The organism is Jeongeupia wiesaeckerbachi, assembly GCF_050916355.1.
Taxonomy (GTDB): Bacteria; Pseudomonadota; Gammaproteobacteria; order Burkholderiales; family Chitinibacteraceae; genus Jeongeupia; species Jeongeupia wiesaeckerbachi.
On record NZ_CP136946.1, the window covers coordinates 3749164 to 3774851 of the forward strand.

At 62.9% G+C, this 25688-nt stretch carries 39 protein-coding genes and 1 other RNA gene; 15 read left to right on the top strand and 25 right to left on the bottom strand.

The window, feature by feature from the left end:
• Positions 1-28: 28 nt before the first annotated feature.
• From R0382_RS18060 to R0382_RS18175, 24 genes are all read right to left on the bottom strand, one after another.
• Complete coding sequence (locus R0382_RS18060) at positions 29-856, bottom strand: type II secretion system F family protein (RefSeq protein WP_432721418.1); 828 nt, start codon at positions 854-856, stop codon at positions 29-31.
• A complete protein-coding gene (locus R0382_RS18065) occupies positions 843-2090 on the bottom strand; it encodes a CpaF family protein (protein WP_432721419.1) in 1248 nt (415 codons plus the stop codon). The genes R0382_RS18060 and R0382_RS18065 overlap by 14 nt, the downstream gene beginning before the upstream one ends.
• Positions 2087-3229, bottom strand: coding sequence for an AAA family ATPase (locus R0382_RS18070; protein ID WP_432721420.1), 1143 nt, complete (start codon positions 3227-3229; stop codon positions 2087-2089). Before R0382_RS18070 ends, R0382_RS18065 begins: the two co-directional genes overlap by 4 nt.
• 84 nt (positions 3230-3313) lie before the next feature.
• Complete coding sequence (locus R0382_RS18075; protein WP_432721421.1) at positions 3314-3925, bottom strand: CpaD family pilus assembly lipoprotein; 612 nt, start codon at positions 3923-3925, stop codon at positions 3314-3316.
• A complete protein-coding gene (locus R0382_RS18080) occupies positions 3912-5360 on the bottom strand; it encodes a type II and III secretion system protein family protein (RefSeq protein ID WP_432721423.1) in 1449 nt (482 codons plus the stop codon). Before R0382_RS18080 ends, R0382_RS18075 begins: the two co-directional genes overlap by 14 nt.
• A 65-nt stretch (positions 5361-5425) precedes the next feature.
• Positions 5426-6256, bottom strand: a complete 831-nt coding sequence (gene cpaB, locus R0382_RS18085) for a Flp pilus assembly protein CpaB (protein WP_432721425.1) — start codon at positions 6254-6256, stop codon at positions 5426-5428.
• 25 nt (positions 6257-6281) lie between these two features.
• Positions 6282-6659: a prepilin peptidase gene (locus R0382_RS18090; protein ID WP_432721426.1), complete on the bottom strand. Its 378-nt coding sequence runs from the start codon at positions 6657-6659 to the stop codon at positions 6282-6284.
• A 23-nt stretch (positions 6660-6682) separates the two neighbouring features.
• Positions 6683-6880, bottom strand: coding sequence for a Flp family type IVb pilin (locus tag R0382_RS18095; protein WP_432721427.1), 198 nt, complete (start codon positions 6878-6880; stop codon positions 6683-6685).
• A gap of 905 nt (positions 6881-7785) precedes the next feature.
• The gene (locus R0382_RS18100; protein WP_432719890.1) at positions 7786-8124 is read right to left on the bottom strand and encodes a phage protein Gp27 family protein; all 339 of its coding nucleotides are present in this window, start codon (positions 8122-8124) and stop codon (positions 7786-7788) included.
• Between the two features lie 3 nt (positions 8125-8127).
• A complete protein-coding gene (locus tag R0382_RS18105) occupies positions 8128-8499 on the bottom strand; it encodes a Mor transcription activator family protein (RefSeq protein WP_432719889.1) in 372 nt (123 codons plus the stop codon).
• Positions 8496-9092 carry a gp16 family protein gene (locus tag R0382_RS18110; protein WP_432719888.1) on the bottom strand — a complete coding sequence of 199 codons (597 nt, stop codon included), beginning with the start codon at positions 9090-9092 and terminating at the stop codon, positions 8496-8498. Before R0382_RS18110 ends, R0382_RS18105 begins: the two co-directional genes overlap by 4 nt.
• Positions 9093-9155: hammerhead ribozyme type II (locus R0382_RS18115), an RNA gene on the bottom strand.
• 2 nt (positions 9156-9157) lie between these two features.
• Positions 9158-9445 (bottom strand): HU family DNA-binding protein, encoded by a 288-nt coding sequence (locus R0382_RS18120; protein ID WP_432719887.1) that lies wholly within the window; start codon positions 9443-9445, stop codon positions 9158-9160.
• Complete coding sequence (locus R0382_RS18125) at positions 9442-9624, bottom strand: hypothetical protein (RefSeq protein ID WP_432719886.1); 183 nt, start codon at positions 9622-9624, stop codon at positions 9442-9444. The genes R0382_RS18120 and R0382_RS18125 overlap by 4 nt, the downstream gene beginning before the upstream one ends.
• Positions 9625-9637: 13 nt before the next feature.
• A complete protein-coding gene (locus tag R0382_RS18130) occupies positions 9638-9844 on the bottom strand; it encodes a hypothetical protein (protein WP_432719885.1) in 207 nt (68 codons plus the stop codon).
• Between the two features lies 1 nt (position 9845).
• Positions 9846-10457, bottom strand: coding sequence for a DUF3164 family protein (locus R0382_RS18135; protein ID WP_432719884.1), 612 nt, complete (start codon positions 10455-10457; stop codon positions 9846-9848).
• Positions 10454-10756: a hypothetical protein gene (locus R0382_RS18140; RefSeq protein WP_432719883.1), complete on the bottom strand. Its 303-nt coding sequence runs from the start codon at positions 10754-10756 to the stop codon at positions 10454-10456. The genes R0382_RS18135 and R0382_RS18140 overlap by 4 nt, the downstream gene beginning before the upstream one ends.
• Before the next feature lie 11 nt (positions 10757-10767).
• Positions 10768-11067, bottom strand: coding sequence for a hypothetical protein (locus R0382_RS18145; RefSeq protein WP_432719882.1), 300 nt, complete (start codon positions 11065-11067; stop codon positions 10768-10770).
• Complete coding sequence (locus R0382_RS18150) at positions 11061-11363, bottom strand: hypothetical protein (RefSeq protein ID WP_432719881.1); 303 nt, start codon at positions 11361-11363, stop codon at positions 11061-11063. The genes R0382_RS18145 and R0382_RS18150 overlap by 7 nt, the downstream gene beginning before the upstream one ends.
• A gap of 3 nt (positions 11364-11366) precedes the next feature.
• On the bottom strand, positions 11367-12551 hold the full coding sequence (locus R0382_RS18155; protein WP_432719880.1) for an ExeA family protein: 1185 nt from the start codon (positions 12549-12551) through the stop codon (positions 11367-11369).
• Positions 12552-12560: 9 nt separating this feature from the next.
• The gene (locus R0382_RS18160) at positions 12561-14330 is read right to left on the bottom strand and encodes a transposase (protein WP_432719879.1); all 1770 of its coding nucleotides are present in this window, start codon (positions 14328-14330) and stop codon (positions 12561-12563) included.
• Between the two features lies 1 nt (position 14331).
• Complete coding sequence (locus R0382_RS18165; protein WP_432719878.1) at positions 14332-15345, bottom strand: hypothetical protein; 1014 nt, start codon at positions 15343-15345, stop codon at positions 14332-14334.
• A gap of 12 nt (positions 15346-15357) precedes the next feature.
• Positions 15358-15672: a helix-turn-helix domain-containing protein gene (locus tag R0382_RS18170; RefSeq protein WP_432719877.1), complete on the bottom strand. Its 315-nt coding sequence runs from the start codon at positions 15670-15672 to the stop codon at positions 15358-15360.
• The gene (locus R0382_RS18175) at positions 15669-16142 is read right to left on the bottom strand and encodes a hypothetical protein (protein ID WP_432719876.1); all 474 of its coding nucleotides are present in this window, start codon (positions 16140-16142) and stop codon (positions 15669-15671) included. Before R0382_RS18175 ends, R0382_RS18170 begins: the two co-directional genes overlap by 4 nt.
• A 112-nt stretch (positions 16143-16254) precedes the next feature.
• On the opposite strand from R0382_RS18175, the gene R0382_RS18180 reads away from it, so the two are divergent.
• Positions 16255-16569 (top strand): hypothetical protein, encoded by a 315-nt coding sequence (locus tag R0382_RS18180; RefSeq protein WP_432719874.1) that lies wholly within the window; start codon positions 16255-16257, stop codon positions 16567-16569.
• 137 nt (positions 16570-16706) lie between these two features.
• On the opposite strand, the gene R0382_RS18185 is transcribed toward R0382_RS18180, so the two are convergent.
• Positions 16707-16970 carry a DNA-binding protein gene (locus tag R0382_RS18185; RefSeq protein WP_432719873.1) on the bottom strand — a complete coding sequence of 88 codons (264 nt, stop codon included), beginning with the start codon at positions 16968-16970 and terminating at the stop codon, positions 16707-16709.
• 109 nt (positions 16971-17079) lie between these two features.
• Here R0382_RS18185 and R0382_RS18190 point away from each other — a divergent pair, with 109 nt between their 5' ends.
• The 14 genes from R0382_RS18190 (at position 17080) to R0382_RS18255 (ending at position 25683) form a co-directional block, all read left to right on the top strand.
• Positions 17080-17502: a hypothetical protein gene (locus R0382_RS18190; RefSeq protein ID WP_432721428.1), complete on the top strand. Its 423-nt coding sequence runs from the start codon at positions 17080-17082 to the stop codon at positions 17500-17502.
• Entirely contained in the window at positions 17499-18419 is a 921-nt protein-coding gene (locus tag R0382_RS18195; protein ID WP_432721429.1) for a hypothetical protein, read from the top strand. Before R0382_RS18190 ends, R0382_RS18195 begins: the two co-directional genes overlap by 4 nt.
• A 17-nt stretch (positions 18420-18436) precedes the next feature.
• Complete coding sequence (locus tag R0382_RS18200; protein WP_432719870.1) at positions 18437-18817, top strand: hypothetical protein; 381 nt, start codon at positions 18437-18439, stop codon at positions 18815-18817.
• Between the two features lie 27 nt (positions 18818-18844).
• Entirely contained in the window at positions 18845-19864 is a 1020-nt protein-coding gene (locus R0382_RS18205) for a nucleoid-associated protein (protein ID WP_432719869.1), read from the top strand.
• Positions 19845-21071, top strand: coding sequence for a hypothetical protein (locus R0382_RS18210; RefSeq protein ID WP_432719868.1), 1227 nt, complete (start codon positions 19845-19847; stop codon positions 21069-21071). The genes R0382_RS18205 and R0382_RS18210 overlap by 20 nt, the downstream gene beginning before the upstream one ends.
• 67 nt (positions 21072-21138) lie before the next feature.
• Positions 21139-21567 carry a M15 family metallopeptidase gene (locus R0382_RS18215; RefSeq protein WP_432719867.1) on the top strand — a complete coding sequence of 143 codons (429 nt, stop codon included), beginning with the start codon at positions 21139-21141 and terminating at the stop codon, positions 21565-21567.
• Positions 21567-21800 (top strand): hypothetical protein, encoded by a 234-nt coding sequence (locus R0382_RS18220; protein ID WP_432719866.1) that lies wholly within the window; start codon positions 21567-21569, stop codon positions 21798-21800. The genes R0382_RS18215 and R0382_RS18220 overlap by 1 nt, the downstream gene beginning before the upstream one ends.
• 171 nt (positions 21801-21971) lie before the next feature.
• Positions 21972-22139, top strand: coding sequence for a hypothetical protein (locus R0382_RS18225; RefSeq protein WP_432719865.1), 168 nt, complete (start codon positions 21972-21974; stop codon positions 22137-22139).
• Positions 22132-22731 (top strand): hypothetical protein, encoded by a 600-nt coding sequence (locus R0382_RS18230; protein WP_432719864.1) that lies wholly within the window; start codon positions 22132-22134, stop codon positions 22729-22731. The genes R0382_RS18225 and R0382_RS18230 overlap by 8 nt, the downstream gene beginning before the upstream one ends.
• Entirely contained in the window at positions 22728-22958 is a 231-nt protein-coding gene (locus tag R0382_RS18235) for a TraR/DksA C4-type zinc finger protein (RefSeq protein WP_432719863.1), read from the top strand. The genes R0382_RS18230 and R0382_RS18235 overlap by 4 nt, the downstream gene beginning before the upstream one ends.
• Positions 22955-23332: a hypothetical protein gene (locus R0382_RS18240; RefSeq protein ID WP_432719862.1), complete on the top strand. Its 378-nt coding sequence runs from the start codon at positions 22955-22957 to the stop codon at positions 23330-23332. The genes R0382_RS18235 and R0382_RS18240 overlap by 4 nt, the downstream gene beginning before the upstream one ends.
• On the top strand, positions 23325-23639 hold the full coding sequence (locus R0382_RS18245) for a hypothetical protein (protein WP_432719861.1): 315 nt from the start codon (positions 23325-23327) through the stop codon (positions 23637-23639). The genes R0382_RS18240 and R0382_RS18245 overlap by 8 nt, the downstream gene beginning before the upstream one ends.
• A complete protein-coding gene (locus R0382_RS18250; RefSeq protein WP_432719860.1) occupies positions 23639-24184 on the top strand; it encodes a DUF3486 family protein in 546 nt (181 codons plus the stop codon). The genes R0382_RS18245 and R0382_RS18250 overlap by 1 nt, the downstream gene beginning before the upstream one ends.
• On the top strand, positions 24181-25683 hold the full coding sequence (locus tag R0382_RS18255; RefSeq protein WP_432719859.1) for a terminase large subunit domain-containing protein: 1503 nt from the start codon (positions 24181-24183) through the stop codon (positions 25681-25683). The genes R0382_RS18250 and R0382_RS18255 overlap by 4 nt, the downstream gene beginning before the upstream one ends.
• Positions 25684-25688 lie beyond the last annotated feature (5 nt).

The window sequence follows — 25688 nt, forward strand, 5'->3', positions numbered from 1 at the left end:
CGGCGCCCGCCGGCCCGGTGCCGAATACTTAAAAACGGGACATCCGGCGGATCAGCAGCAAGCCGCCGACGATGCTGGTGATCGCATACGCGGCAACCAGACGGCCGCTGGCGTCGCGCAGCAGAAACTGCAAATGCTCGGGATGCGTGAACGCCTGCAGGCCGAGGATGACGACCGGCATCGCCGCGACGATGCGCGCGGCGGCGCGCGATTCGGCCGTCAGCGCCGACAACTTGCGCTGTGCCGCGTGACGGGCGCGCAGCGTGCGTGCCAGCGCCGCCAGCATCGTCGACAGCTGGCCGCCACTATCGCGATTGAGCAGCAAGGCCGCGCAGAAGAAGTCGAGGTCGGGCAGCGTAAGCCCGCGCGACAATTCGCCCAGCGCATCGCGCAGCGGCAGGCCGAGGTCGAGCTGGCGTGCCAGCCCGGCGAAGCGCGTGCCGAGCTCGCCCGGAAACAATTCGGCCAGCCCCGCCAGCGCGCGCTCGATCGGCACGCCGGCCTGCACCGCACGTGTCAGCGCTTCGACCGCGTCGGGAAAATCGGCGGCGAAACGCTCGCTGGCGAGCTTGTGCTGCCGGGCACGCCAGACGCGCAAAGCCGCCCAGCCCGCCGCCACGCCAGCCAACGGCGCCGCCCACATCGGCAGGCCGAATCCGCCCGCCAGCAGCGTCGCGACGATTGCCACCGCCGCCAGTGCAAGCTGGCCACGTTGCGGCGCCCGCCAGCGCGGCGCGGCCAGCGCATCCGGATTGAAGCGCCGCGCCAGCGCCCGCCGCCTTTGCGCATCGCGATACGGCGGCCACAGCCCCAGCGCGGCGATCGCCGCGACCAGCACCAGTTCAAGCGCGCTCACCGAGCACCTCCCGCCATGCATCGATCAGGCCGGCCGATGCCAGCTTGTCGTCGAAATCCACCGCGTGCGCGGTGCGCGCCTCGCCGCTGTCGCGCCAGGCGAATACGTCGACGCAGCGGACGTCGCCGTCGGCTTCGACGATGGCGCTGATGCGCGTGACGCGGCGCTGGCCGTCGGCCGCGCGCTCGACCTGCACCAGCAGATCGATGGCGCTGGCGAGCTGGCGATGGATCAGCGCCGACGGCATGTTGACCACGCCCATATTGAGCATGTTCTCCAGCCGCAGCAGCGCATCGGCCGGGCTGTTGGCGTGCAGCGTCGAAATCGAGCCGTCGTGGCCGGTGTTCATCGCCTGCAGCATGTCGAAAGCCTCGGCGCCGCGCACTTCGCCCAGCAGGATGCGGTCGGGCCGCATGCGCAGCGCGTTCTTCAGCAGATCGCGCTGGGTGATTTCGCCGCGCCCTTCCAGGCTCGGCGGACGCGTTTCCAGCCGGACGATATGCGGCTGCTGCAGCCGCAACTCGGCGGCATCCTCGATGGTGACGATGCGCTCGTTCGCGTCGATATGCTGGCTGAGCGCATTGAGCAAGGTCGTCTTGCCCGAGCCGGTGCCGCCCGAGATCAGGATGTTGAAACGCGCGCGCGCGGCCAGCTTGAGCACGTCGGCCATCTGCTGCGTCAGGCTGGCGCGGCTGACGAGGCCATCGAGGCTGATCGCGTGGCGGGCGAATTTGCGGATCGACATGCACACGCCGTCGAGCGCCAGCGGCGGCGCGACGATGTTGACGCGGCTGCCGTCGGGCAGGCGCGCGTCGACCATCGGCGACGCTTCGTCGATGCGGCGGCCGACGCCGCCGGCAATGCGCTGCGCCAGATTCATCAGGTGTTCGCCGTCACGAAAGCGCTGGCCGCTCGGCTGCAGCCGGCCGCGCTTTTCGACGAAGACGCGCTGCGGGCCGTTGACCATGATGTCGCTGACTTCCGGGTCGTCCATCAGCACCTGCAAGGGGCCGAGCCGGACCATGTCGTCGACGATTTCGCGCGTCAGCTGGCGCTGCTCGCTCTGGTTCAGATAGATCCGGTGCTGGCGCACGCGGCCAGCGATGATCTGGCCGACCGCGCCGTCGATTTCGGCCAGCGACATCGCCAGCGCGGATTCGGCCTTGATTTCGTCGGCGATCAGCCGGCGCAGCTCGGCATAGGCGCTGTTGCTGACTTCGTGCAGCGCGCTCATTTCGCCCTGCTCCACCAGCGGCGACGCGGTGCGCGCGTCACGCCGAGCAAGGCAGCGGCCAGATCGTCGAGCGCGCTGGCCAGCACGTGCGCCGGCGAAGTCAGCGCCAGTTGGTCGAGCTGCTGCGTCGCCAGCTTGGCGCGATACGGCAGCACGTGGTCGGGGCGACGGCCCAGCGCGTCGGCCAGACCGTCGACGTCGAGCACGCTGTCCGGACGCGACTGGTTGAACACCAGCATGCACGGTTTTTGCGACTCGGCGGCGCGGCGCAGCAATTCACGCGCATTGCGCACGCCGGCCAGCGTGCCGTCGCAGACCAGCACGATCTGGTCGGCACGGGCGAAGCCGTGCGTTGCCGCCGCATCGAGGCCGCTGCCGCGCCAGAACTGGTAGCGATACTGTTCGCCCAAGGCGCTGGCGAGCGCACGGCTCGACGCTGCGTCGAGCTGAGGCTGCGCGCCGCTGCCGTCCAGCAAGGCCAGCTGCGGTGCCGGCCTTTGCACGACCTGCTCGATCAGCGCGTGGTCGATGCGTTCGGGCGTCAACAGCAGCCTGGCCAGCTCGCCCGGCTGATCGCAACCCAGCCAGCTGCCGGCGGTCGGACTGGCCAGACCGAGGTCGACCACCGCGGCGCGATGGCCATAACGCGTGGCGGCAATCGCGCCGAGTGCGGCGGTCACCAGACCGGCGCCGGCGCCGCCGCAACTGCCCTGCACCGCGACAACGCGGCTGCCGCGCCGCTCGGCCGAACCGCCGCTCTGCAGATCGGCGCACGCCCGCGCCAGCTCGTCGGCGTCGACCGGCGCGGCGAAATACTCGCTGGCGCCGGCCCGGCGTACCTGCCTTGCCAGCGACAGATCGTCGGCACTGCCGACGAGGACGATGGCGCTGGCCGGATCGCAGACGACGCGCAGCGTCGCGACGCAGGCCAGCGCGTCGTCGCCGCCATCGGCGATCACCAGCGCGGCATGGTGCAATTCGCCGGGCAAGGCGCCGCCCGAATCGGGCCAGGTCGTCGCCAATGCCAGATCGAACCCGTGTTCGCGGCAGCTTGCCGCCCATTGCGCCGCGCACTCGCGCGAGCGCGCCAAAATGACGACGCCTTGCGTTTTCGCGCGGTCATCAAGCATGAAATGCATGTTTTCTCCTTGCCGGGCCTGGCCCGGCTGCCCCGCCGACGACGACGGGGCTCATCCGTTGACGGCGGCCATTTACAACGACGTTTACATCGGGCCCTTGCCGCCGCTGCCGGCCTCGAACGAGGTGCCGGAATCCGGCGCCGGCACATTGCCGCGCTGATAGGCTTCGACGGCGCCGACGGCACGCACGGCGTTCGGCGCGTCCAGCTGCGCCGGATCACTCAGGTCGGCCGGGCGCGCCAGTTGCGCGGCAAGATTGGCGTTGACGCTGCAGCCAAGCTGGCTCGAACGTACCCGCGACCCATACCACTTGCCGTCGAGCTGCTGCTGTCCGGCGTCGGCGGCCGGCAGGCAGGCCGGTGCGTGGGCGACATCGCGCTTGAATGCGACGCTGGCCGCGCCGTCGGCCGACGGCAGCCAGCGCTGTGCAATCACGCCGGCATCGAACAGCGCGCGGCGCAGCTCGGTCTTGCCGGCGAAATCGGCCGGCACCGTCACCGTGGCGGTGGTGCGGCTGACGTCGGTGCCGGCCAGTTGCGACGCCAGCGGCCGGGCCGGATCGAGCGCGATGCGCGTGTCGAGCGGCTGGTACACCGGGTAATTCGCCGAGGCGCTGACGCCCGGGCCGCCCGGCGCGACGCAGGCGGTCAGCACGGCGGACGCCAGCAAGGCGGCGAATCGTTCAAGGCGCGGCATGGTGTGCTCCCGGCGCGGTGGCGCCTATCGTCGGCTGTGCGTCGAGCAGATGGCGCTCGAACGGATTGCCCTGGTTGATCACTTCGTTGGGGACGGACAGCGGCGTGTTCGACGGCTGCGCCAGATAGGCGGTGGCAATGATGACCAGCTCGGATTCGCCCTTCTGGAACTTCTTCGACCGCGCCAGCGCGCCCAGAATCGGCATGTCGCCGAGGCCCGGCAGCTTGTCGGCCTGATGCGTCAGATCGTTGGAAATCAGCCCGGCCAGCGCAAAGCTCTGCCCCGACGCCAGCTCGACCGTGGTGTCGGCACGGCGCACGCGGAAGCCCGGCATCGAATAACCCTTGAGCTGGATGCCGTTGGCGTAGTCGGGTTCGCTGACCTCGGGCCGCACATGCAGGCTGATGCGCTGGTTGGACAGCACCGTCGGCGTAATGCCGAGCACCACGCCGTAGTCCTTGAACTCGATGCCGACGTCGTCGTCCTGCAGCACCGGGAACGGCATCTGGCCGCCGGCAAGGAAGCTGGCCTTCTCGCCCGACATCACCGTGAGGTTGGGTTCGGCGAGGATGGACACGAGTTTTTCCTCGGCCAGCGCATCGATCACCGCGGTGATGTCGGTGCCCTTGGCGAGGCCGCCGATGCCCTCGCTCGCCAGCAAGCCGGTCAGGCCCATCGACACCGGTGATGCCGCCAGCGCAAAACCGTTGCCGTTGATCGTCGCGGCGCGGTTCCACTTCAGGCCCAGCTGCTCCTTGACCGAGCGGCTGACCTCGGCGATGCGGATGCGGATCGTCACCTGATTCGATTCGGCGATCGTCATCCGGTTGATCACGCGACCGTTGCGGCTGCCCAGCGTACCCGAACCGCCGGTCACGCCCTCGTCCTTGGCCGACTCGCCTTTTTGCGATTCGGTCGGCGTGCGCACTTCGCCCTTGCCGGTCTCGGTCTTGACGAAGGCATCGAGCAGCGTCACGACCTGCGTCGCCGTCTGCGTATTCGGCACATGGCCCGACACGGCGACGCCGTTCGGCACCGCGGTCAGATCGAGTTTCAGCGCCGGAAAGTCACGCTTGAGCGCGCCCATCATCGACTGGGTGTCATAGCCGACGATGAGGTCGGCCGAATAGATCACCTGGCCCTGGGCGTTGAGCGCGAACAGCGTCGTACTGCCGGCCCGCTTGCCGGCGACGAGGATGCGCTTGGCCGTCGGCGCCACCATGCTGGCCACGCCGGGATCGGCGACATAGAGCGTGCCGGCGGCTTGCGGCAGCTCGATCAGCTGCGCCTTGCCGATGGTCAGTGCCAGCGGCGCCGGTGCGCTGACCGCGAGCGGTGCCTGCGCATGGGCCGCACGCGGCGTCTGTGCATTGGCCGCGAGCGGCCATAGCAGCAGGCCGAGCAGCAACCTGCAGCGGGGTAGTCTGCATTTCATGGGGGAACTCCGAATGGGGGTACGGGCATGGCCCGCAGCGGTGGCGGCGCTGGGCCGCCGGAGGATCAGCGCGTTTCGTTGCCGTACAGCATCACCGGCCCGGACGGCGCCGCAGGCCCGGTGACGATCTCGGCCGTGGGCGCGGCGGCCGGCATCAGCTCGCCCGCCAGCGTGACCTTGGTGTTGTCCGGCTCGGCGCCGTCGTTGAGGCTGCGCAGGCTGAGCGACAGCTCGCCCAGACCGCGGGCCAGGCTGAGCATCTGCGCGGCCTTGGGGCTGACTTCCAGCGTCGCTGTGCCTTCGTCGGGTTCACCGGCGCTGGCGACTTCGCTGGCGCTGCGCCCCTCGACGCGGCGGTTGATTGCAATCACCCGCGCATTGGCGACCAGGGTGCTCGCCTGATATTGCGGTGCGGCGCCATACAGCCGGCTGTCGCGATTGCTCGCGAGAATCACGTCGACGCGGTTGCCCGGCTGGATCAGCCCGGCGCTGCCGCTGACGGCGTCGATCGGCACGGTGATCGCCCGCATGCCCGGCTGCAGCACTGCGGCGAGGAAGGCCGCATCGCCGGCGCGCAACAGCGCCTGCGCCGTCAGCGCATCACCGGCACGCAGCGATGTACGCACCAGACGGCCGACGACTTCATCCTCGCGATCGACCCCGCGACGGAAATAGCGCGCCGCGTCCTCGGGCTTGCCTTGCCACTCGCGCCAGGCCAGATGGCCGGGCTCGATAAAGGCACCGGGCTCGAGCGCGCCGGTCGCCACCAGCACCTGCGGGCGGGCAACGGCTTTCGCCGGCTTGACCTCCGGGACCCGGCCACGCTGCAGCATCACGAACACCAGCAGCGCCAGCGACAATGCGCCGGCGATATACATCACTTGTTTGGATTTCATCGAAAGAGAACACCTTGCGGCGGCATCAGCCGCCCAGAATCGAAACCAGTCCCGCCGCACCGATCAGCGCCGTACCGTAAGGGACGGTACGCCGCCCTTGCCACAGCATCAGCAGGGTCAGCGCCAAGCCCAGCACCGCACTCGCCAGCGCAAACAGCCCCAGCTGGCCCGGCAACCACAGCGCCAGCGCAGCCAGCAGCTTGACGTCGCCGCCACCGCAAACGCGCAGCGCGAACAGCGGCAAGCCGACCAGCAGCGCACCCAGAAAACCCGTCCACGCCGGCGACCAGCCCGGGTCGAGCACGCCGTAAAGCAGCGCCAGCCCGGCCAGCGCCAGTACCTCGCGGTTGTACAGGCGCCGGCGTGTCCAGTCGGTCCACGCCAGCCGCGCCGCGCACAGCACCGCAAGTGCGAGGCACAGCGCGCTTATTGCTTCGCCCCGCCCGATTGCGGCATGGTGTTGACGATGTTCTGGAAGATCTGGTTGATCGACTTGGTGAAGGCGCCGTCACTCGACACCAGCGCCCCGATGGCGACCGCCAGGCCGGCGGCAAGGATGCCGTATTCGATCGAAGTCACACCGCGCTCGTCGCGGGCAAGGCGACGGAGAAATTGCACACACATGGGTTCGGATTCCGCTTGAGAGAATGGATCTGAGCTCTAAATCGAGCTGAGAATCATTTTCATCTGTGATTAATTCCATCGTCATCCAGCACAATTCACAAAGCCAGCCGGTGGAACTTTTCCAGCAGCCTGAAGACAGCGTCATATCTCGCCAATGCACCAGAATCGATCAGATGCATCCGTCAGCAATTTTCGATATTTGCTGACGCAGGATTAATGAAATAAGCCACTGCGCAGACAGAAAGCACGGAAGGTGCTTCCGGGTTTAGGGCGGCTCACGAAACCCGCTGAATCCGGTGCCGACAAGGCGAGCGAAACGTCGCAACGGGATTCCCTTCGTTCACCACTGCGCAAGGCGTACGGCCAGCAAATGCAAAACAGCCAGTCGAGCTGGTGCTCGCCTCGCTCATCACCACAGCGTGCTCGTCATTGCTCGCAATTCGAGCACCACAGTGCTGAAACGAAAGGACGCCATCCACGTCGCCCCCCTCCCTCTGTCGTCACGGCAAGGCGACAGGCTTTCGACGGGGAGCAGATGGCCACGCTGTTTCGAGGCAAAATCCTTCTTGATGATCGGCACCATGGTCAGCAGTCGACCTGACTATTCATTCGCAAAAATTTCTTCAAAATTGCATACGTGGTAGCATTTTCGGCCGTTGCTGCTATTTGGCACCTTCGAGTGCCCACAGTACGCAACACGCACGCCGGTGACGACAATGCACACCGCCCTGTCTTGAGTGCCACCTGCGCTGCACCGATGAAACCTGCGAATGATTTGCGCAGGCCTTCTGATGGGGTGCGAGATAAATCCCAGTACAGGGGTGAGATAAATATGGGAAGCGCTGGGACTCACTGGTAAAGGATGGAATCCTTCGTGCAAAGAGTTTGCAGCCAGTGAAACCCAGTCAACCTCCAGACAGAACCCAGTTGAGATAACGTTTTGCCACCTGAACTGCATCATCTGGGTTGGTGATGGCCGCTGATTCAAGGCACCTCATTCGCAACTCGACCAGCGCCTGACTATCGACTGCGCTACGAAAGAACTCATCAGCGATGCTTTCCATCTTGTTGGTCTTCAACTCTTGGCCAAAGCGATGCAAAGAGGACTTCGATACGGTGTAGCCCTCATCTCGCAACCACTCGGATAGAAATACATAGTTGCCGTAGCCATTCTCTATAATCTTCTGTGCCAAGGTCTGCCTTAGATGTGCTGGCAACGTATAGATAACGGCAGTTCGCCCCATCCCTCAATCCTCGTCCTCTTCGTTCTCAAACAACCCGCCTTGGCGTCGTGCCATTTCCTCCGCACGAACAGCTTTGATGATCTTGTACACCCACTGCAGCGACACGCCGAACTCTCGGGCCAAATCACTCTGGTTGGTGCCATTGAACTTGTCATAGATGCTGCGATCGCGCTGGGACAGCTTATACGACAGACCCATCGGGAAGTAGATGTTCTGTCCGCCCCAATGACCCGCCATACGATCCGCGACCTCGCGGCCGAGCTGCTCAGCTCGTGCACCCTCGACGCCAGCCAACTCGACCAGCGCCGCGGCGGTATGCAGGGCCAAATCGACCAGCAGCTCCGGCCCCTTGCTCCTCATCTCGTTGCCTTTCATGCGCAAGCCTCCCTGTGTGCTTGTTTGCGTTCATCCAGCCACTGTTTCACCGCGGCCAGGTTTGCCTTGGAGCGATCCGGCAAGCCGGTCACCTTGGCGCACAGCTTTGATACCGCCTCGAGCTGCTCGTACTGCAGTCCGCCAAAGCCGCAACGCTCGGCGATCGCCAGCGCATCGCGATCGCGCCACTTCTTCAGGCTCTCGATCATGGCCAGCGTCTGCTCACCGTTGAGCCACTGCAGCGCGTCGACGCGAGTGATGCGCTTGCAATAGGCCGCCAGCGCTGCCTCAGACGGATTGCCCACATAGCCGAGCTGGTGCAGCTCCAGCCAGAGGCCGCGCATCATGCGCGACTGGGCGTCTTCGGCCAGCGGCCGGCTTTGCGGTTTCTTCGGCTTCACCTTGAAGCCTTTTTTCTTCAGCGCCCCGACAACGCGGTCGAGCTGCGACTCGCTCAGGTTGCTGGTTGAACTGAGGCCGGTCTCGTTCTTCAGCATCAACCGATAGGTCTCGTCGTCCATCGACAAATCGCGCTTGGCGACATGGATCAGCCGGATCAGGCGCTGACGGTTGCTGTACTTTTCTTGTGTCATCGTGGGCTGCTCATCAGTACCGGACCACCACGCCCGGCAGACCGCCTTACGGCGGTTTCGCAGAACTACGCCAGCGCGTCTTTCAGCACCTTGGCCGGAGTGAACTTGAGCGCCGATTTGGCCGGAATCTCGATCGACTCGCCGGTGCTTGGATTGCGCCCCATGCGGGCGTTGCGATGCTTCACGGCCAGCTTGCCCAGCTCAGGCAGCACGACTTCGCCACCGCCTTTGAGCGTCGCAGTTGACACGTCACCAAGCGCCTTGAGCGTGACTTCAACGGCTTTTTTGCTCAGGCCGGGGCATTCGAGTTCGGCAATACGGTGGATCGCTTCCAGCAGTTCTTTCTTGGTCATGCGATTTCTCCTTGGTGGTTGGGTCGGGATTGCTTGGGTTCGTTATCGGGTCGGCTCAGGATGCTCATCGCGAGCAGTTGAGCCGGTGTAGGCAAGTGCGCCAGCGGTGGCTTGAAATTGCTGTACACGCTGATGCCACCAGAAGGCGTGTCTTCAATGACGACGGTGATCAGTGCCATGGCACCTCCGGTTTCAGCCCGCGCGGCTTTTTGCATCGCGCATCATTTGGGTCATGTCGTGGGCATAAGGGCCAGAGATCAAGGCGATGGCAACGGTACGACCGTTCTTCAGCTCCATCTCCACCATCTCAAGCTGATTTCCTTCGGCCTCCTCGGCCTCTTTGAACAGGTCCACGACGGTGGTCATGCCCCACTCAAACAGATTGGTCAGCTTGGCCATCTCACACCCCCGCCAAATCAAGCCGGACGGCTTCGAACTTGCCGGTGCCAGCATTGCGACGCTCAATCCGCACGTAGGCTTTCGAGCACTGGACGCGCAACGAGTCGGACAGCGCCCGCATGGCGCGCTGCCACTTTTCATCGACGATATCGAGGCGTCGCAGACCCAGCACGCGGCCTGTCGAGATGTTGCCAGCCTTGTCGGTCTGGAACGCATCGGCAATCAGCGCCTTCACTTCCGGCCGGGCGTCCTCGGTCCATTGGTGCACGCACTCGTCGATCAGTGTTTTGGCCGCGAGCAACCCTTCGTCGAAGGCCAGCGTATCGCTGATGGCGCGCACCACGCGGGTATTGCCATCGAAACTGGTCAGCGCCACGTTGCCTTTCTCGCCGCCCACGTCGGCGCCGTATCGCTCGGCCGACATCGCGACGAATGCCTCGATGTCCGCAAACAACTCGGCTTTGAAGCGAGCCAGCTCATCCTGGATCGCCATCGCCTTGGCGTAGGTCTCGGCGACGAACTCGTCTCGCGACAAATCGATCGGCTTGATGATGTCGACCGGCACCAGACGGCCTTTGCCATCCTTCATGTATCCCTCGGGGATCGCGTTCATTGCGTGTTCCTCAATCCAATCTGTTGTTTCAATTTCGCCAGCGCAGTCCTGTTCTTCTGCAGGCGCTCTGGCGTGAAAAATTTGTCGTTGCCCGGCTCCGCCTTGGCAGACCTCGGTGGCTCGGGCACCGGCGTTTCAAGCGGGCGAGATACTCGCTGCTCCGGCCTGCCGGCCTGTGCCGCCTGGTAGTCGTCCCACACCGCCCGGCGTGCCTTCTGTCGATCCATGCCAGCACGCACCAGGCGCTCCGCTTCGTCGGCCAACTGTTGCTTCGTCTCCGTATCCAGTTCGATCGCCACATGCGTCCCAGTCATACTGCGTGCACCTGCTCGCGTTGCTCCTGGTAGGTCACGCGCACCTGGTCGATGGTCAGGTGCACGGTGTCGACCTCCGGCGTGCGTGCAATCCAGAGCGATTTCGCTGCCCGGCGTGCCGCGCCTGCAGTAGCCGGGTCGACGTGAATCGTCAGGTGGCGATCAAACTCGATGCGCAGCACGCGGACGCCCAAGGTGCGCAGCTTGCGGATGACGCGGTTTTGCAGGTTCAGGCGGGTCTGCGTCGTCGGCGTCAGTACGCGAGGCAGCCAGTGGATCGTCGTTGCGTTCAGCATGGATTCACCTCCGATTCGTACCAGCAGACCGGGCAGCCGTTGATTTCGACCTGCATGCGCACGCGCGGGCCGCAGTCGTCGTGGACACGCTCGCTGACCTCGGCACTAAATCGGCGCTTGAGCTGCTCGATCCTGGGCGTGGTCTTGATCAGCACATAGGGCTGCACACTCTGTGATGCGTTTTGCAGTACCGGCAGGAAGCCGTGTGCGATCAGCCAGTCGATCGCAGCGAGGCAGCGCTCGGTGTCGTCGCGCAAGCGCTTGGCCTGCACCAGGGCGTGTTCATACAGGCCCATCGCTCACACCTCCGCAACGACGTCGGCGGTGACCCGTGGGACACCGAATTCGGCAGCCGCGTTCAGCGCCGCGGTCAGCACGTTGTGCACGGCCAGCGGGTACAGCACCGAGTAGGCCGTCTGGCCGCGCTTGTCCTGGCCGGACAGTTTTGCGGTCAGCGCCTTCAACGCGGCGTCATCCACCACCTCGTCGAGCGCTCGGCCGGCGCGCTCGAAACGTGCGGCCAGGTAGGGTTTCAGATGCTCGCCCAGCGGTTGCAGTGTCACCATCTCGCAGCGCTGGACCACCTCGCGCACGTGCGGATTACGCTCGTCCAGCTTCATCGCCAGTTCGGACTGGCCGATCAATACGATGCCGAGCAGTTTCTTAAAGCCATCCTCCAGTTCAAAAAACCGCTTCAGGTGTTTCAGCGTCGGGATCGGCAGGCTGTGTGCCTCTTCAATGATCAGCACGTGACTGTGGCCCGCGCGGGCCGAATCGCGCAGCACATTGAAGACCTGATTGAAACGCGCCTCCGGACTCGATTTGGGAGCCACCAGCGGTGCCACGGCCGCCATGATCGACTCGGCAATGTGGTTGCTCTTGAGCGTCTTGCCCTTGATGTCGTTGTCCTCCATCCCAAGCACATGCGGCTGGATCACGATGACCGGCAAGTCCTGGGACTGGGTGCGGGTGATCAGGTCTTTGCGCAGCGTCGACTTGCCCGCGCCTGACTCGCCGACGATGGCCATAAAGCCGCCGTGGCGAGCGATTTGGAACATCGACTCTCGCACATACCGCACATCGGCGGAGGCATAGACCTCGTCGCTACCGCGCACATCGTCGAACGGATCGCGAGTCAGGCCGAAATGGCGGCGGGTTTGTGGTTGCAGGACTTGCTTTCGCAGTAACATCGGGGCCTCCGGTTCTTGGTCGATTGCTGCTTCTTGGGGCTGGGGATCGGATGCCGGCACGTTGGCGCGTGCCGGTGTCCACTCTTCAAATGCGTCTTGCAAATCAGTCGCCATGAGGCCGGCCTCACGCAAGTACGCCAGGATCGAATCGGCCAATGCGTCGCGATCCAGTGACTTGGGCCAGTGACCGTGATTGACCAGTTGTGCCACGGTGGCGGCGCTGAGCTTGAGGTGCGCGGCCAGTTCGGTTTGCCTGCGGCCGGCTTGGGTCAACAGCTGTTTGAGCTTGAGCATGTCCTTCTCCTAAGCGGCCGAGCGCACGATGCTCAGTGCCGGGCGGCGCATGGCCTGTTCGATGTCGTCGAGCGCGTCTTCCTGCGCACCCTGCGGGTATTGCTTTTCCAGCCAGGCGTAGCTTTCGGTCGTCCAGGCATCGCCTAGGCGCGGCTTCAGCAGCTTGGCCAGCTCGAACACGTTGAGCGGCGGCAGCTCGACCTTCGGCGGTGTCAGCCCGTGCTCGGTGCCACGGCGCGGCAGGTAGGTCGGCAGCTGCGCATCCTCGACGTGCTTGTAGGGATTGAACCGGCCACCGAACGGCAGCGCCTTGGCTTTGCGCGCCGCTTCGGCTTCGGCGGGCGTAGTAGCCCCGGTGGCGAGCTGCTCGACTTCCTTGGCCGCAAGCTGCGCCGGCGTGTCTGCGTGGGCGCGATAGCTCTGGCCGATGACCGCTGCGCTCTCAGCAAAGCCGAATTCCGACTTGATGACCTCGGGCACGACATGGAACACCTCGTGACCATCCGCGTTGGTCAACACGACCTGGGCGGCGTCGCTGCGCCACGGGTTGCGGGTAACCATCAGCTTTTCGCCGACCATCACGCCCGGCACGGTCGACACGTCGTATTCGCGCCCTTGGAACGAAACGCGCAGCTTCGGCGTGACCTTGCGGCTTTCGGGCGAGGCAACCGCCAGTTCCCGACAAACCTCGATCGACGGCGCCTTGATCAGCTGGCTGGCCAGAATCGTCATCCAGACCTGATTGCGCGTCTTTCCGTGGCGGCGGTGTTTCTCGGTCGTGTTGAACATGGCTCGCCACTCCCTTGCCAGTGCGTTCAACTCCGCCAGATTGGCGACACGGCGAAACTTCAGGCCCGGCTCGAACTTGCGCTCGATGATGTCGCGGGCCTTTTCCACCTGGCCGGTGGCGCGCGCGTTGCCGACCTTGTGCACGATCAGCTCGATACCCAGCGCCTTGCACAGGTTGCGGGTCATCGCCGCCGTGTTGGCCGAGCCGGCGTCCAGCATCAGGATGCGCGGTACACCATGCAGCAGGTCGGCACCCAAGCGCGCCTGCATTGCATTGATCAGCACCGAGCACAGGTTCTCGCCACTTTCAGCGCCCATCACGTACTCGACGTAAATCCAGCCGCTCGCATGATCGGTGATCTCGTAAGACCAAACCCGGTCCGCGGCGATGCGTGCCACGTTCTTCGGCTTGTTCTTGTAGAACTGATCGTGCGCCATGATCTGCAGGCCGGTGTCGCGAACCTTGATCGACGCCGACGGCATCAAGTAATAGAGCACGCACAGGCTGGCATCGATCTGCCAGACGTGATTCGGGTGCAGGCTAGCCAGTTCGGTCACCGGCGCCGGGGCAGACAGCTGATCCGGGTGCAAGCCATAACCGCGCAGCGCCCGGCTGATGGTGCTTTCCGACAGCGGTCGAACTTCACCGGTATCTTGGTCGATGAACTCGGCGCGAATCATCTCGTTCGCGCGTAGCGCATCAATCGCATCGCCAATGGCATACAGGCGCTTGCCGTTCTTGCGGGTGGACTCCATCAGCAGCGTCGAGATCGTCACCGCCTCGTCACGCGTCAGACTGGTTTCGCCGGCATCGGCGCGGCGCTTGCGTGGTGCGCGCACCGTCAGTTCGGCCAGCTTCTTGTGCAGCGTGGCCAGGCTGATGCCGAGTTCGGCGCAGGCCGCCCGGTAAATGGCGGTCTTCCGGCCGTGCCCCGCGGTAGCGGCGGCACGGGCCACCGCGTACAACCGTTCATTGAGCGCGGCACTCATCTCAGGCCCCTTGCGCGGTGCCGGCGACCGGCAAGCCGTTGGCGTCGAAGCTCATGCCCATCGACTGACCTGCTTGGCGAATGGCAGCCAGCGCCTCTTCTTCCGCGCCTTCGCGCAGCCACGCCGGCGTGGCGTCGCCGCTGGGCGCATCGGCGATATCAAACTCGCCGCGCAGCTGGTTCAACGCGAACTGCAGCTGTGCCACCAAACCGGCCATGAAGTCGGCGTGCGCGCTGCCGTGATCGGTACTGTGCTGCTGCAAGGCATCGAACGCCGGCTTGAGCGCGCGTAGCTCGGTTTCCGCCCGGGACATCATGGCCGTCGCTTCGGTGCGAATCTGTTCACCGATCTCGGCCGGGCTCAGCGCCTGCACCTGCCGCGTGGTACGCACCAGCTTCTCGTCGAGCTCGTCGATCTTGCTGTTGCGCGCTTCAAGCACGCGGTCTTTGTCAGTCAGGCTGTCGCGGGCCTCGCGCAGTTTGGCGCGCAGCTCCTTCACGCTCATGGTGGCGACGTCGTCGAGCGTGAGCTCGCCGGTCGATCCGGTGAGTTCGAGTTCCTCGATCTGCTCGTCGTCGAGCACCAGCATTTCGAACAGCTTGGATTGATTGCCGATAGCCTTCGTCAAAAGCTGCGACGTCGCAGCTTTTGAAAACTTCATCGCCGCCTGCATGAATCGAATAGCGACGGTATGTTCAATACCCAATACCTCCAATCTGGCAGTGAACTGCCCGTGCTCGCAAGCGGCCTTGAGCACGGCCAGCCCTCGGCCCACTTCCAGGCAGGCTTCGACGCTGCGGCGCATATTGGCGGCGATATCGCGCTGGATCAGATCGGGGTCGATGCAATCGGCGGGCAACTGGTAACCCAGCTGCACCGCAACGGCACGGACGCGGCTGTCCTGTTGATCCATTGCCTCACGGACAACGATTTCCCTGGCGGTGTCGTCCGGCAGCGTACCGCCGATGAAATCGGGGCCGACTGCCTCTACGATGGTGAGCGGTTTGCGAGCCATGGGCTTTTCCTCTTAGCGGGGTTGGCGCGTATAGCGCTGGGTGAATTCATCAACGGCAGCCTTCAGGCGCCGCATTTCTTCCTGATGGGCGCAGGCAAGCTGCACCAGCTTGGGCGTCAGTCGCCAGCAGTCCTCGCGGCCCGGTACGCGCTCGGCCAAACCTTCCTCGGCCAGCACCTGCAGATCGCGCAGCGCCATCGGCGAACTGACCTGCAAGGCATCGGCCACCTGTTTCAGGCGCAGCCCCTCAAAGCTGTGGCCCTGCAGCACCCACACCAAACGAAAGGCGCGGCGGACCGATTGCGCCGGCTTGCTGGTTTCGCTCATTCGTCCGCTCCCAGCGCCAGTTCGGGCTGGCTGTGTTTTTCGATGTTGACGCGATGCCAGGCCAAGCCGGCCATTGCCGCGTGAATCGCCGACAGTGCCTGATGCTCATCCGTGTTGCCGGCAGCGAAGGCCAGGATCTGGCCGACTGCGTCGTTCAGTACCGTCTGCAGTGCATTGATGTCTTTTGCGCTGGTGGAGCGGCCGAGCGGAACCGAAATCACCAACCGGCCCGCCTTCAGTGCCAACCAATCGCTGAGAAAGTGCGCACCGCACGCGTGTTCGAACGGAGGGATCAGGATTGCTGGCATGCGGCCATTGCTGGCGTACTTGTAGAGGTCGTGGTGGCTGAAACCAGCAAGATCAGCCACGCCCTCGACTGAAAGGTTTCTGTGGTCTCTGGCATAGCCGAGGCAGCCACGAATGGCTGACGTGGAGTCGGCGGCGACGAACCTGTTCCAGCTGCGCTTCATGGCTGGAACCCCGGTTTTACTGGCATTCCAAATAAATAAGTTTTTTCGCCCTGTGCAAGACCGTTGCAGCTTGCGATAGTGACGGCATATGATTCGCGTAAGGAAAAAGACCATGTCGCAAGCGCAGGATTGGGAGCAACGCCACGCAGCGCTGGAGCTGCAGGTTGAACAGCTACGCGCGGAAATCGACCGCGTTGACGATTGGGCCAATGGCCTGTTCGTGGTGCTGTGCGACTTGCTACCGCCGCTGTTGAAAGCGCAACCAGAAATCGCCGCGAGCTTGGCGCCGAGATGGAAGGACGTCGCGGCGCGATTCGATGCGGCAGCTGCGCAGACAGGCCAAGCCGACGACTACGAGCCTTTGGAGCAACTGGAAGCCCGGAAGAAGCTGTACCGGATTGCTGAGCAGCTTGGAGCATGGCCATAGCCTCACTGAGAGAAATCAGCACCTTGCCGTTGTCGCGTGTCATCGTTGCGCGTAGCTGTTTTGCGCTGTCCAGTGGAGTGGGTTGGACGTTGCCGCCGAGAATCGGGAGGTCAAAGTGATCGAGCTTCATGACGGGCTCAGGCAGCGCGACGTTCGGCGATGCGGCGCTCGGTTCCTTCGCGGCGCTCCAGGGCGCGGGCCGGGTCGGCGCAGATTTCGCCTTCCTTGATGCCGAGCTTGATGGCGATCTCGTGAGATTGGCCACGGACGCACTTCTTGCGGCCGCCGAGCACCTCGAACACGAGGTTCGGTGAGTATTTGTTGGCGATCGCCCACTGGGTGATCGAAATGCCTTGGGCTTCAAGCGCCGCGCGCGCTTCGTCCGGGGTACGCAGTTTCATGTTGGGGCTCCTGTTGAGGGGCGGCGGCGCCGTGGAAGGTGCCGATTAAGTTGCCGTTCGTGGTGGGACGGTGTGAATTGATTATTGCTCATAATATTGAGCAATACAAGTGGAGATGCTCATTTTTATGGATGAGTGCGCAAAGCGGCTGGCCGCAGAAATCGAACGGCTGGGCGGCGTGACCGCAGTTGCGAAGCAGATTGGCTCTGTCCGCAACACGATTTACAACTGGCTGGAAAAAGGGAACATCCCGCTGAATAAGCTGGAGGAGCTCAAAGGTCTTGGGGCGGACGTTGTGTTCGTGCTCACCGGACAGCAGGCCGTTACAACGCTACCGCCTGATGAGCAGATGATCCTGACGCGCTACCGTGCCAGCCCGCCCGAGCTACGTGATGCGGCACTGCGGGTGCTGCTTGGTGGTGCAGTAGCAGCACCGGCCAAAGGGCCGCGCTACACGGTCGACTACGGCAATGCCCAGATCGGCCAAGCAACGGCAGGAGATATCGTCAACAAGAACGGAAAGAAGAAGTGACGCAAGACGAGGATGAAGGCAAGACGGTCAGTTTTGGCGGTGCTCAGATTGATCAGGCGGCAGCCGGTGACATCAACAACTACTACGGCGAGGACAAAGGCCGGGAGTTGAACGCGGCTGAGAAACGGGAGATTCACCTGAAGGTGGAGCGCCTGTCGGCGACGACCAACGACGCCTTGGTCGAGATTCGCTCCCGCCTCAAGACATTGTTCAACGCCGGGATCAACGAGCTTCGGCTTGAGCAAAGGGATGCAGTCAACAAACTGCTGGATGCCTGGAACGAAATCGCAGAGTTGCAGCACAACAGAACTCAGCAAAGTGCCGAGCTGGATGAGAACGCTGGCGCAATGACCAAGGTTGTGCAACAAGTCACCGCCTTATCCGCACAACTGAAGTTGAGCACAGCGCACGAGCAGCAGTACCTGCAGCAACTGGCGGAAGCAAAGCTTCAAGCGAAGCAATACCAAGAGCAGCTGGCCGAGGCACAACGCCAAGCGGAGCAGTTACGTCTGGCCAAGCCGCTGCGCCCCTTGTGCCAGACCTGTAGCACCGCTGCGGCACGCTTGGCACGTAGCCGCCGTGGTTTAGTACTCGCCGCGGGCGTCGCAGTCGTCGCGATACTGGCCACGACCTATCTTGGCTATCAGGCATACACCGCCACCAATGTCGCGCAGGCTGCCGAGGCCCGATTGTCGGTGTGCGAGTTCGACGGCAAGCCATATACCGTTGGCAGCATCGTCGCTAACGACGGTGCTGCCGATCTTGAGTGCGTGCGTCCGGAAAAGCTGGCACTGCCGTACTGGCAGGCCGTCAAGCCGCCGCCGGTTAAGCCCAAAGCGCAATCCCGCAAACGGCCTCGGCCGACTACTCCTGAGCCGGAGTTGCCAGTGATCAATATCCAGAAAGAACTGTTCTAACGCCAAGAGGAAACGCAATGGCAGCAGTCGAGGTTTTGGCAGGTGATTTCCCGCCCGGCCGGGCGGAGTTTGGCTGGGGATTACTGGTGTTCCCGAAGAAGCCCAAGCAGGGATTCCCGGCGGCGATCACCGTTAAACCGAGTGAAGAGCTGTTGACTGTTGAGCAAATCAGCGAAGAGGCGGCCAGCCGAATGGCCGGAGCCGCTGGGCTCGGCTTAGCCGGTGGCGCCATGTTCGGCGTAGCCGGCCTGGTCATCGGCGGACTACTCGGGGCCGTAGACAAAAAACCGGCTTCGATCCTCCTTGCCGCGACCTTCACCGAGGGCCGGAAGATGCTAGCCAAAACGGATCGCAAGACATTCGAAAAACTACAAGCTACTGCATTCACAAATTTTTAAAAATACCAAATCGCAAGGGAGAAGGAATTGCAAGTAGAAAATTTCATCGTGCATAAACTCAAGAAAGAGCAGCACAAACGAGAAGCAACCGTAGAGCTTCGAGATGACCCTTTGCCAATTGACGAGACTATTCAGCGCTTGGTCGAACAACTACATAAGCTGTATAGCAGTCGGCTTGGAAAAGGGTATGGTCGTTTCGAGGAAAGCGAAGATGAATACCCGACCGTAAAATATGTGCGGCAGCACTACGCAGATGATGAACTCAGCTTCGTCGAGATGACGCAGCGCATGATGCAGCACCTTGCAAATCGCGCATCACAAGAACTTTTGGCAAGTGGAGGCTACGTCCTCTTTACGACGATCACGAACGACAACACTGAATATTTACTTGTCGCGATGGTTACCGACGTGGTCGGTGCCGCGATCACTGAGCAACTTGCGGTAGCGGCCAGCATTCACCTTGATATGAGCCAACTACGCGTTGCTGGCCGAATAAGTTTGACGGCATGGCGAGCTGACAAAGAACGCTATATCGGATTTTTAAAAGGTCGCAGCGATGTAGCCGAGTATTTCAAACTGTTCCTTGGTTGCAACGACGTTTTGGAAGCGCTGAAGGAAACCCAAAAGCTGGTGCGGGGGCTGGAAACATTCGCCGAAACGCAGGGGCTGTCTACTGAGGCCAAGGACAGCTTGTTCGAGGATGCACATGGGTATCTGGAGCAGTTACGCAAGGATGGCACTCCGGTCAGTCTTGAGGCACTGATCAATCGGCTGTGGCCAGAAGAGCCAGAACTGCTCCGCAGCACGCTGATCAGCGACGAGCTTTCGCTATCCGACGGGTTCGTACCTGATCGACGCGCAACCAGACGACTGATAAAGTTCGAAGGCAAGTCCGACTACTGGAAGCTAACTTTCGACAGAAAGGCGATCCGTTCGGGCCACCTAAAGTATGACCGAAACCGCGACACGATCGTCCTGTCGAGCATCCCTGACCACTTACGCCAAGAGTTGATTGAAGAGCTCAATGATGAGCAAGGAGAAATTTGAACAGCTGGTATCAGTGTATCGAGCGACCCAGTTCGAGGCCTGCGCTCGTGCAGGCACACTGACTGTCGCCACCACTGAACAGCTGACGCTTCTCATAAAACTTTTCGATGACCCGCGAGAGTTCGGGCTCGCTTATAGCGGCCTTGATGCCTCCAAGATCAACGTTGGCGACACCATCCATTTCCATGTAGAGGATCCTAGGGTTGGGTTGGGATGTTTTGCGCAATCTTTGGAGGATGTGCTCAACTTCCGGACAGGTCGCATACGAGCCCAGAGGTTCTTCCTCTTAGATGAGGTATGGGCATCGGGTGATGCCGATCCTCCCGAGCTAGTAGCGCGTTATCAAATAGTGCTGAAGCTGATCGAGCTATTCGGCGAGTGTGCTGCGTATCTTGATAAAGACGCTCAAGAGCTAGTACTGGTCGATGGCGGAAAGTTGACCATACCGGTGAGCTACTCGGTTAAGCACTTAACAGAGCTCGATGTTCGTAAGGTCGAGGAGCTTTTAAGCCGCTTTGGACTGGATACTCATCGCGAGCAAAAACTGTCGATTCTAGCGAAGGAGATTCGAGCGATCTGTTCTCCGATAACGCTACGAAACCGCTTTGCTTTTCTGCTTGAACACGTTGCAGAGCTGCTCAAGCGTTTCGACGAAGGATATCGCCTGTTTGTGGCCGATTTTTCGTATGAGAAAATCGTCAACCAGATGGAAGTTGCAAAGCTTGAAGAACTGGCAAAAATCCACAAAACATTCGCTGATGTGCAAAACCAGATTTTAGGCATTCCTGTTGCCACGATTATTGTGGCAACGCAGCTTAAGCCGACGTCAGCCGTTGACGCCACTTTGTGGGTTAACTCTGCGGTTCTCGTCGGGGTTTGGGTCTTTGCGATTTTGACGTGGCTGGTTCTACGTAACCAACTTCATACCCTTAATGCGATCGAAGAAGAAATTGATCGCAAATGGAAAAAAATCGAAACCGATTATGCTGCAATCAAGGACATTGTTTCCGGCACCTTTACCGCCTTGAAGCATAGGTTGCGTACTCAGCGGGTTGCATTTCGAGCTGTCGATGCCGTAGTTGTTGTAGGCGTTCTCATGGCTCACATTGTGTATTTAGCCTTGACGAAACCAGCCTTGATTTTTGTGTGTAGCTATTCGGTGCAGCTATTCCAATATCTATGTGATCTAAGTCAGAGCCTGCCTTAAACCTCATTAAAAGCCCTCCCCGAACATGCCGCCGAATATGGCGGCATGTTCACGTCTGGAGGGCGCCATGCCTAGCCGCAAGATCGAAGACCTTCACCCGGATTTGCAGCCGATCTGCCGCGAGTTTCTGCGGCGCTGCGAGGCCGCCGGGCTGGATATCCTGATTACCTGCACCTACCGCTCGAACGCCGAGCAGGACGCGCTGTACGCCCAGGGGCGCGGCGTGCACGGCCCGCGCGTCACCAATGCCCGCGGCGGCCAGTCCGAGCACAACGCCACGCTGAACGGCAAGCCGGCTGCGCGTGCGTTCGACATCGTGCCGCTGGTCAACGGCAAGCCGATGTGGGACGACAAACACACGTCGTGGCTGGTCGCTGGCCGGATCGGCATGGAGCTGGGGCTGAACTGGTATGGCCGCCCCGGCGCACCGTTCCGCGAGTTCCCGCATTTCGCCTTGCGATTGAACGCGCAGCCCGCGCAACGAAAGGTGTCCTGATGCGCGTGCTCGAACTCATCTCCAACGCGGATACCGGCCGCCTCTCACACACCAAGCTCTGGGCCAATGTGGCCTGCGCGGCCAGCACCGGCATGTTTGTTTACCAGGGCGTGAAGGACACGCTGTCGGTCGACACCTGGCTGGTCTACCTCGGCCTCGTCGGCGGCTACGTCGCGGCACTGCGCCTGATTGAAGCCTTGCGCGGCAAGCGCGCTGCGGATCAGGAGAGCTGATATGGGCTGGCCTCAATACATCTACTTGTTTCTTCTGGTGTTTGGGCTTGGCATGGAGCTTAACCGCCATGGTCAACCCAAAAGCGGGCGGCACAGCTTCTGGAGTTCGTTGGTTGCAACCGGAATTGTTCTTTGCCTGCTCTTAACTGGTGGCTTCTTCGGGGGGCTGACATGCGCAGCATCCTGACGCACTTCTTCATGGCGCTGACCAACTGGATGCCGTCGCCGCGCTATTCGGTGTCGGGTTATCCAGCGCCGAGCCGGCGCCCGAGCGGTGCGGCTGCTATCCAGCGTACCGCGCGCAAATCCCGCAATCGTCGGAGGGCTCGCCGTGCTTGATCTCTATCGCGTTGCCGCTGGTCACGCAGTACGTATCGGCGCCATCGCCCTGTCAATCGGCCTTGCCGGCTGGATGGGTTACAGCGCCGGCACCAGCAAAACCACGCGGGTCTACGAGGCCAGGCTGGCCAGGCAGGACGCCGACCATGCGAATGTGCTCAGGGTCGCCGCTGAAGCCGCGACCGACACGCTGGGCAAGGCGTTGGTGACGCAGCAGTTCTACGCCTCTGAGGCGCATCGCGTCGGCTTGCAGTTGCTCAACACCCAGGCCGCGCTGGCCAAAACCAAGGAGCTGCTCTATGCGCAGATCGATCGTGCCGTTCAGCAAGATGGCCCTCGCTTTACTGGCCTCGGCCCTGACAGCCTGCGCGTCTACCGCGCCCATCTCGGTTACGCCGCAGCCAGTGCTGATACAGGGGCCGCAGCCGACGCCGGAGATGCTGATCAAGCCAGCCAAGCCGCCAGCGCCGACCAAGGGCTACCACCGGCAGACCTTCTCGCCCACGCCGCCGACTACGGCGAGTGGTGCCAGCGGCTCGAAGCCCGAGTAGACGCCTATATCCAGCTGCATCAGGGAGCCGGCCTGCAATGACCGACGTATTCGACCGCGCCAGTGATCTGGAGCAACACCAGAGGGACCTGGCCATCGCCGCCGCGCGTACCCAGCCAGCCGGTGCAAGCCGGCTCGGCTGTGCGGATTGCGGCGAGTCCATCCCCGAACAACGCCGGATCAAGGTAGCGGGCTGCACCCGCTGCATTGATTGCCAGCAGCGCTTCGAAGCCCTGCGGCGCCAGTTTGGTGCGAGGGGGCCGACATGATGATCCAGGTTGATTTCTGGGCGCTGGTCTCGCTGCTGTTGGGGTTCTTCGGCTTCCTGTTCGCGGCGGGCAAGGTGCTGCTGGCGCAGGTCGATCGCCGCCTTGAGGAGCGGTTCGACTCGATGGAAGCCGCCCGTGCTGCAGCGGCCCAGCACTGGGATGCGCGGCTCGCCACGCTGATGAACCAGATGCAGCAGGAAGCGCAGGGCTTGTCCGCGCTGGAGCGCGACTTCCTGCACTTCAAGGCCGAGCTGCCGCTGCAGTACGTGCGCCGCGAAGACTATGTGCGCGGCCAAAGCGTGATCGAGGCCAAGCTCGATGCGCTCTACAACAAACTCGAAGTCGTTCAAATGAAGGGGGTGAACCATGGCTGACATCACCAAGGTGCGGCGCGAGTCGATGCGCTGGAACCTGATCAACACGCTGAACAAGGCCCGGCCGTACACCAGCAGCGAGCAGTTCCTGCTTGAGGTGATGCATGCCATTTACCCGGATGCGACCGCGCTGGAAGTCCGCCGCGAGCTGGACTATCTGGCTGATCGTGACTTGGTCGAATTGAACAAGACGCCTTCCGGCCCGTGGTTCGCGAACCTGACCCGCTACGGCGTCGACATCGCTGAATACACGATCACCTGCGAGCCGGGCATTGCCCGGCCGGCGAAGTATTGGGCGGAAGGCTGATGGGTCGCCAATCCAGCATCGACGGTCTGCCGGAAGACGTGCGCCGCTGGCTGGAGCGCGCACTGGCCGACAGCAACTTCAGCGGCTACCAGGCGCTGGAGGAGATGCTCCACGATCGCGGCTACGCCATCAGCAAGAGCGCCATTCACCGCTACGGCCAGAAGATCGAGCGGCGCTTTGCCGCGATCAAAGCGTCGACAGAAGCCGCGCGCATGCTGACCGAGGGCGCGGCCGACGATCAGGACGCCCGGTCAGAAGCGGTCATTGCCCTGGTGCAGACCGAACTGTTCGACAGCCTCATCAACCTGCAGGACGCCAGCGACGAGAAACTCACCCCGGCCGAGCGCATCGGCCTTTTGTCCGATGCGGCCAAGAACATCGCCACTTTGGCGCGGGCCAGCGTGAACCAGAAGAAATTCCGTCTGGAGCTGCAGGCGCGCGCGCAGGCCGCTGCCGATGCCGTCGAGAAGGTCGTCAAAACCGGCGGCCTCTCGGACGACGCGGCCAACGTCATCCGCAAACAGATTCTCGGGATCGTCGCATGACCGTCGCCGAGTCCCGCCTCGATCGCGCGCCGACCGTGCTGCTGCCTTACCAGCAGCGCTGGTGCGCTGATGAGACGCCGGTCAAGTTAATGGAGAAGTCGCGTCGGATCGGTTTGTCCTGGGGCGAAGCCGCGGACTCGGCGCTACTGGCCGCGAGCCAGCGCGGCATGGACGTCTGGTACATCGGTTACAACAAGGACATGGCGCAGGAGTTCATCCGCGATTGCGCCGACTGGGCCAAGCACTACAGCCTGGCCGCCGGCGAGATCGAGCAGACCGAAGAGGTCTTCAAGGATGGCGACGACGAGAAGGCCATCCTCTCGTTCGTGATCCGCTTTGCCTCGGGCTTCCGGATCACCGCGCTGTCGTCGCGGCCGTCCAACCTGCGCGGCAAGCAAGGCCGCGTGATCATCGACGAGGCGGCGTTCCACGAGAACCTGGCCGAGCTGCTCAAGGCCGCCATGGCTCTACTGATGTGGGGCGGTCAGGTTCACATCATCTCGACGCACGACGGCGTCGACAACGCCTTCAACGAGCTGGTCACCGATTCGCGCTCGGGCAAGAAGCCGTACAGCTTGCACCGCGTCACCTTCGACGACGCGCTGGCCGACGGGCTGTATCGCCGTATCTGCCTGCGCCGCGGCATCGAATGGACCGCCGACGGTGAAGCGGTCTGGGCCAAGGAAATCCGAGACTTCTACGGCGACGACGCCGAAGAAGAACTCGACTGCGTGCCGAAGAACAGCGGCGGCGCGTGGTTGAGTCGCGCGCTGATCGAATCACGCATGTCGGCCGATACGCCGGTGCTGCGCTGGGTGTGCAAGGAAGGCTTCGAGCTGCTGCCCGACCATATCCGCACCGCCGAGTGCCGCGACTGGCTGGAAGCCGAACTGGCGCCACTGCTCGCCGCCTTGCCGGCCGATGCGATCAGCTTCAACGGCGAGGACTTCGGTCGCTCCGGCGACCTGAGCGTGCACGTGCCGCTGATACAGACGCAGAACCTGGTGCGGCGCGTGCCCTTCATTATCGAGCTGCGCAATGTGCCGTTCCGTCAGCAGGAACAGGTGGCGTTCTACCTGCTCGATCGCCTACCGCGTTTCACCGGCGGCGCGTTCGACGCCCGCGGCAATGGCCAGTTTCTAGCCGAGGTCGCCATGCAGCGCTACGGCGCCAGCCGCATCCAGCAGGTGATGTTGTCGGAGTCCTGGTATCGCGAGCACATGGCGCCGGTGAAGGCCGCGCTCGAGGACGGCACGCTCGTCGATCTGCCGCAGGACGCCGACGTACTCGCCGACCTGCGGGCGGTGCAGATCATCAAGGGCGTGCCGCGCATTCCCGACTCGCGCACCACCGGCGCAGACAAAGGCAAGCGTCACGGTGACGCCGCCGTCGCTGTGGCGCTGGCTTACTTCGCCAGCCGCGAACTCAACAAGGGCCCGGTGTCGGTGAAATCCCGCCGCCGTCGCAAGGGCGCCCGTATCACCCAAGGCTACCAATGAGCAAA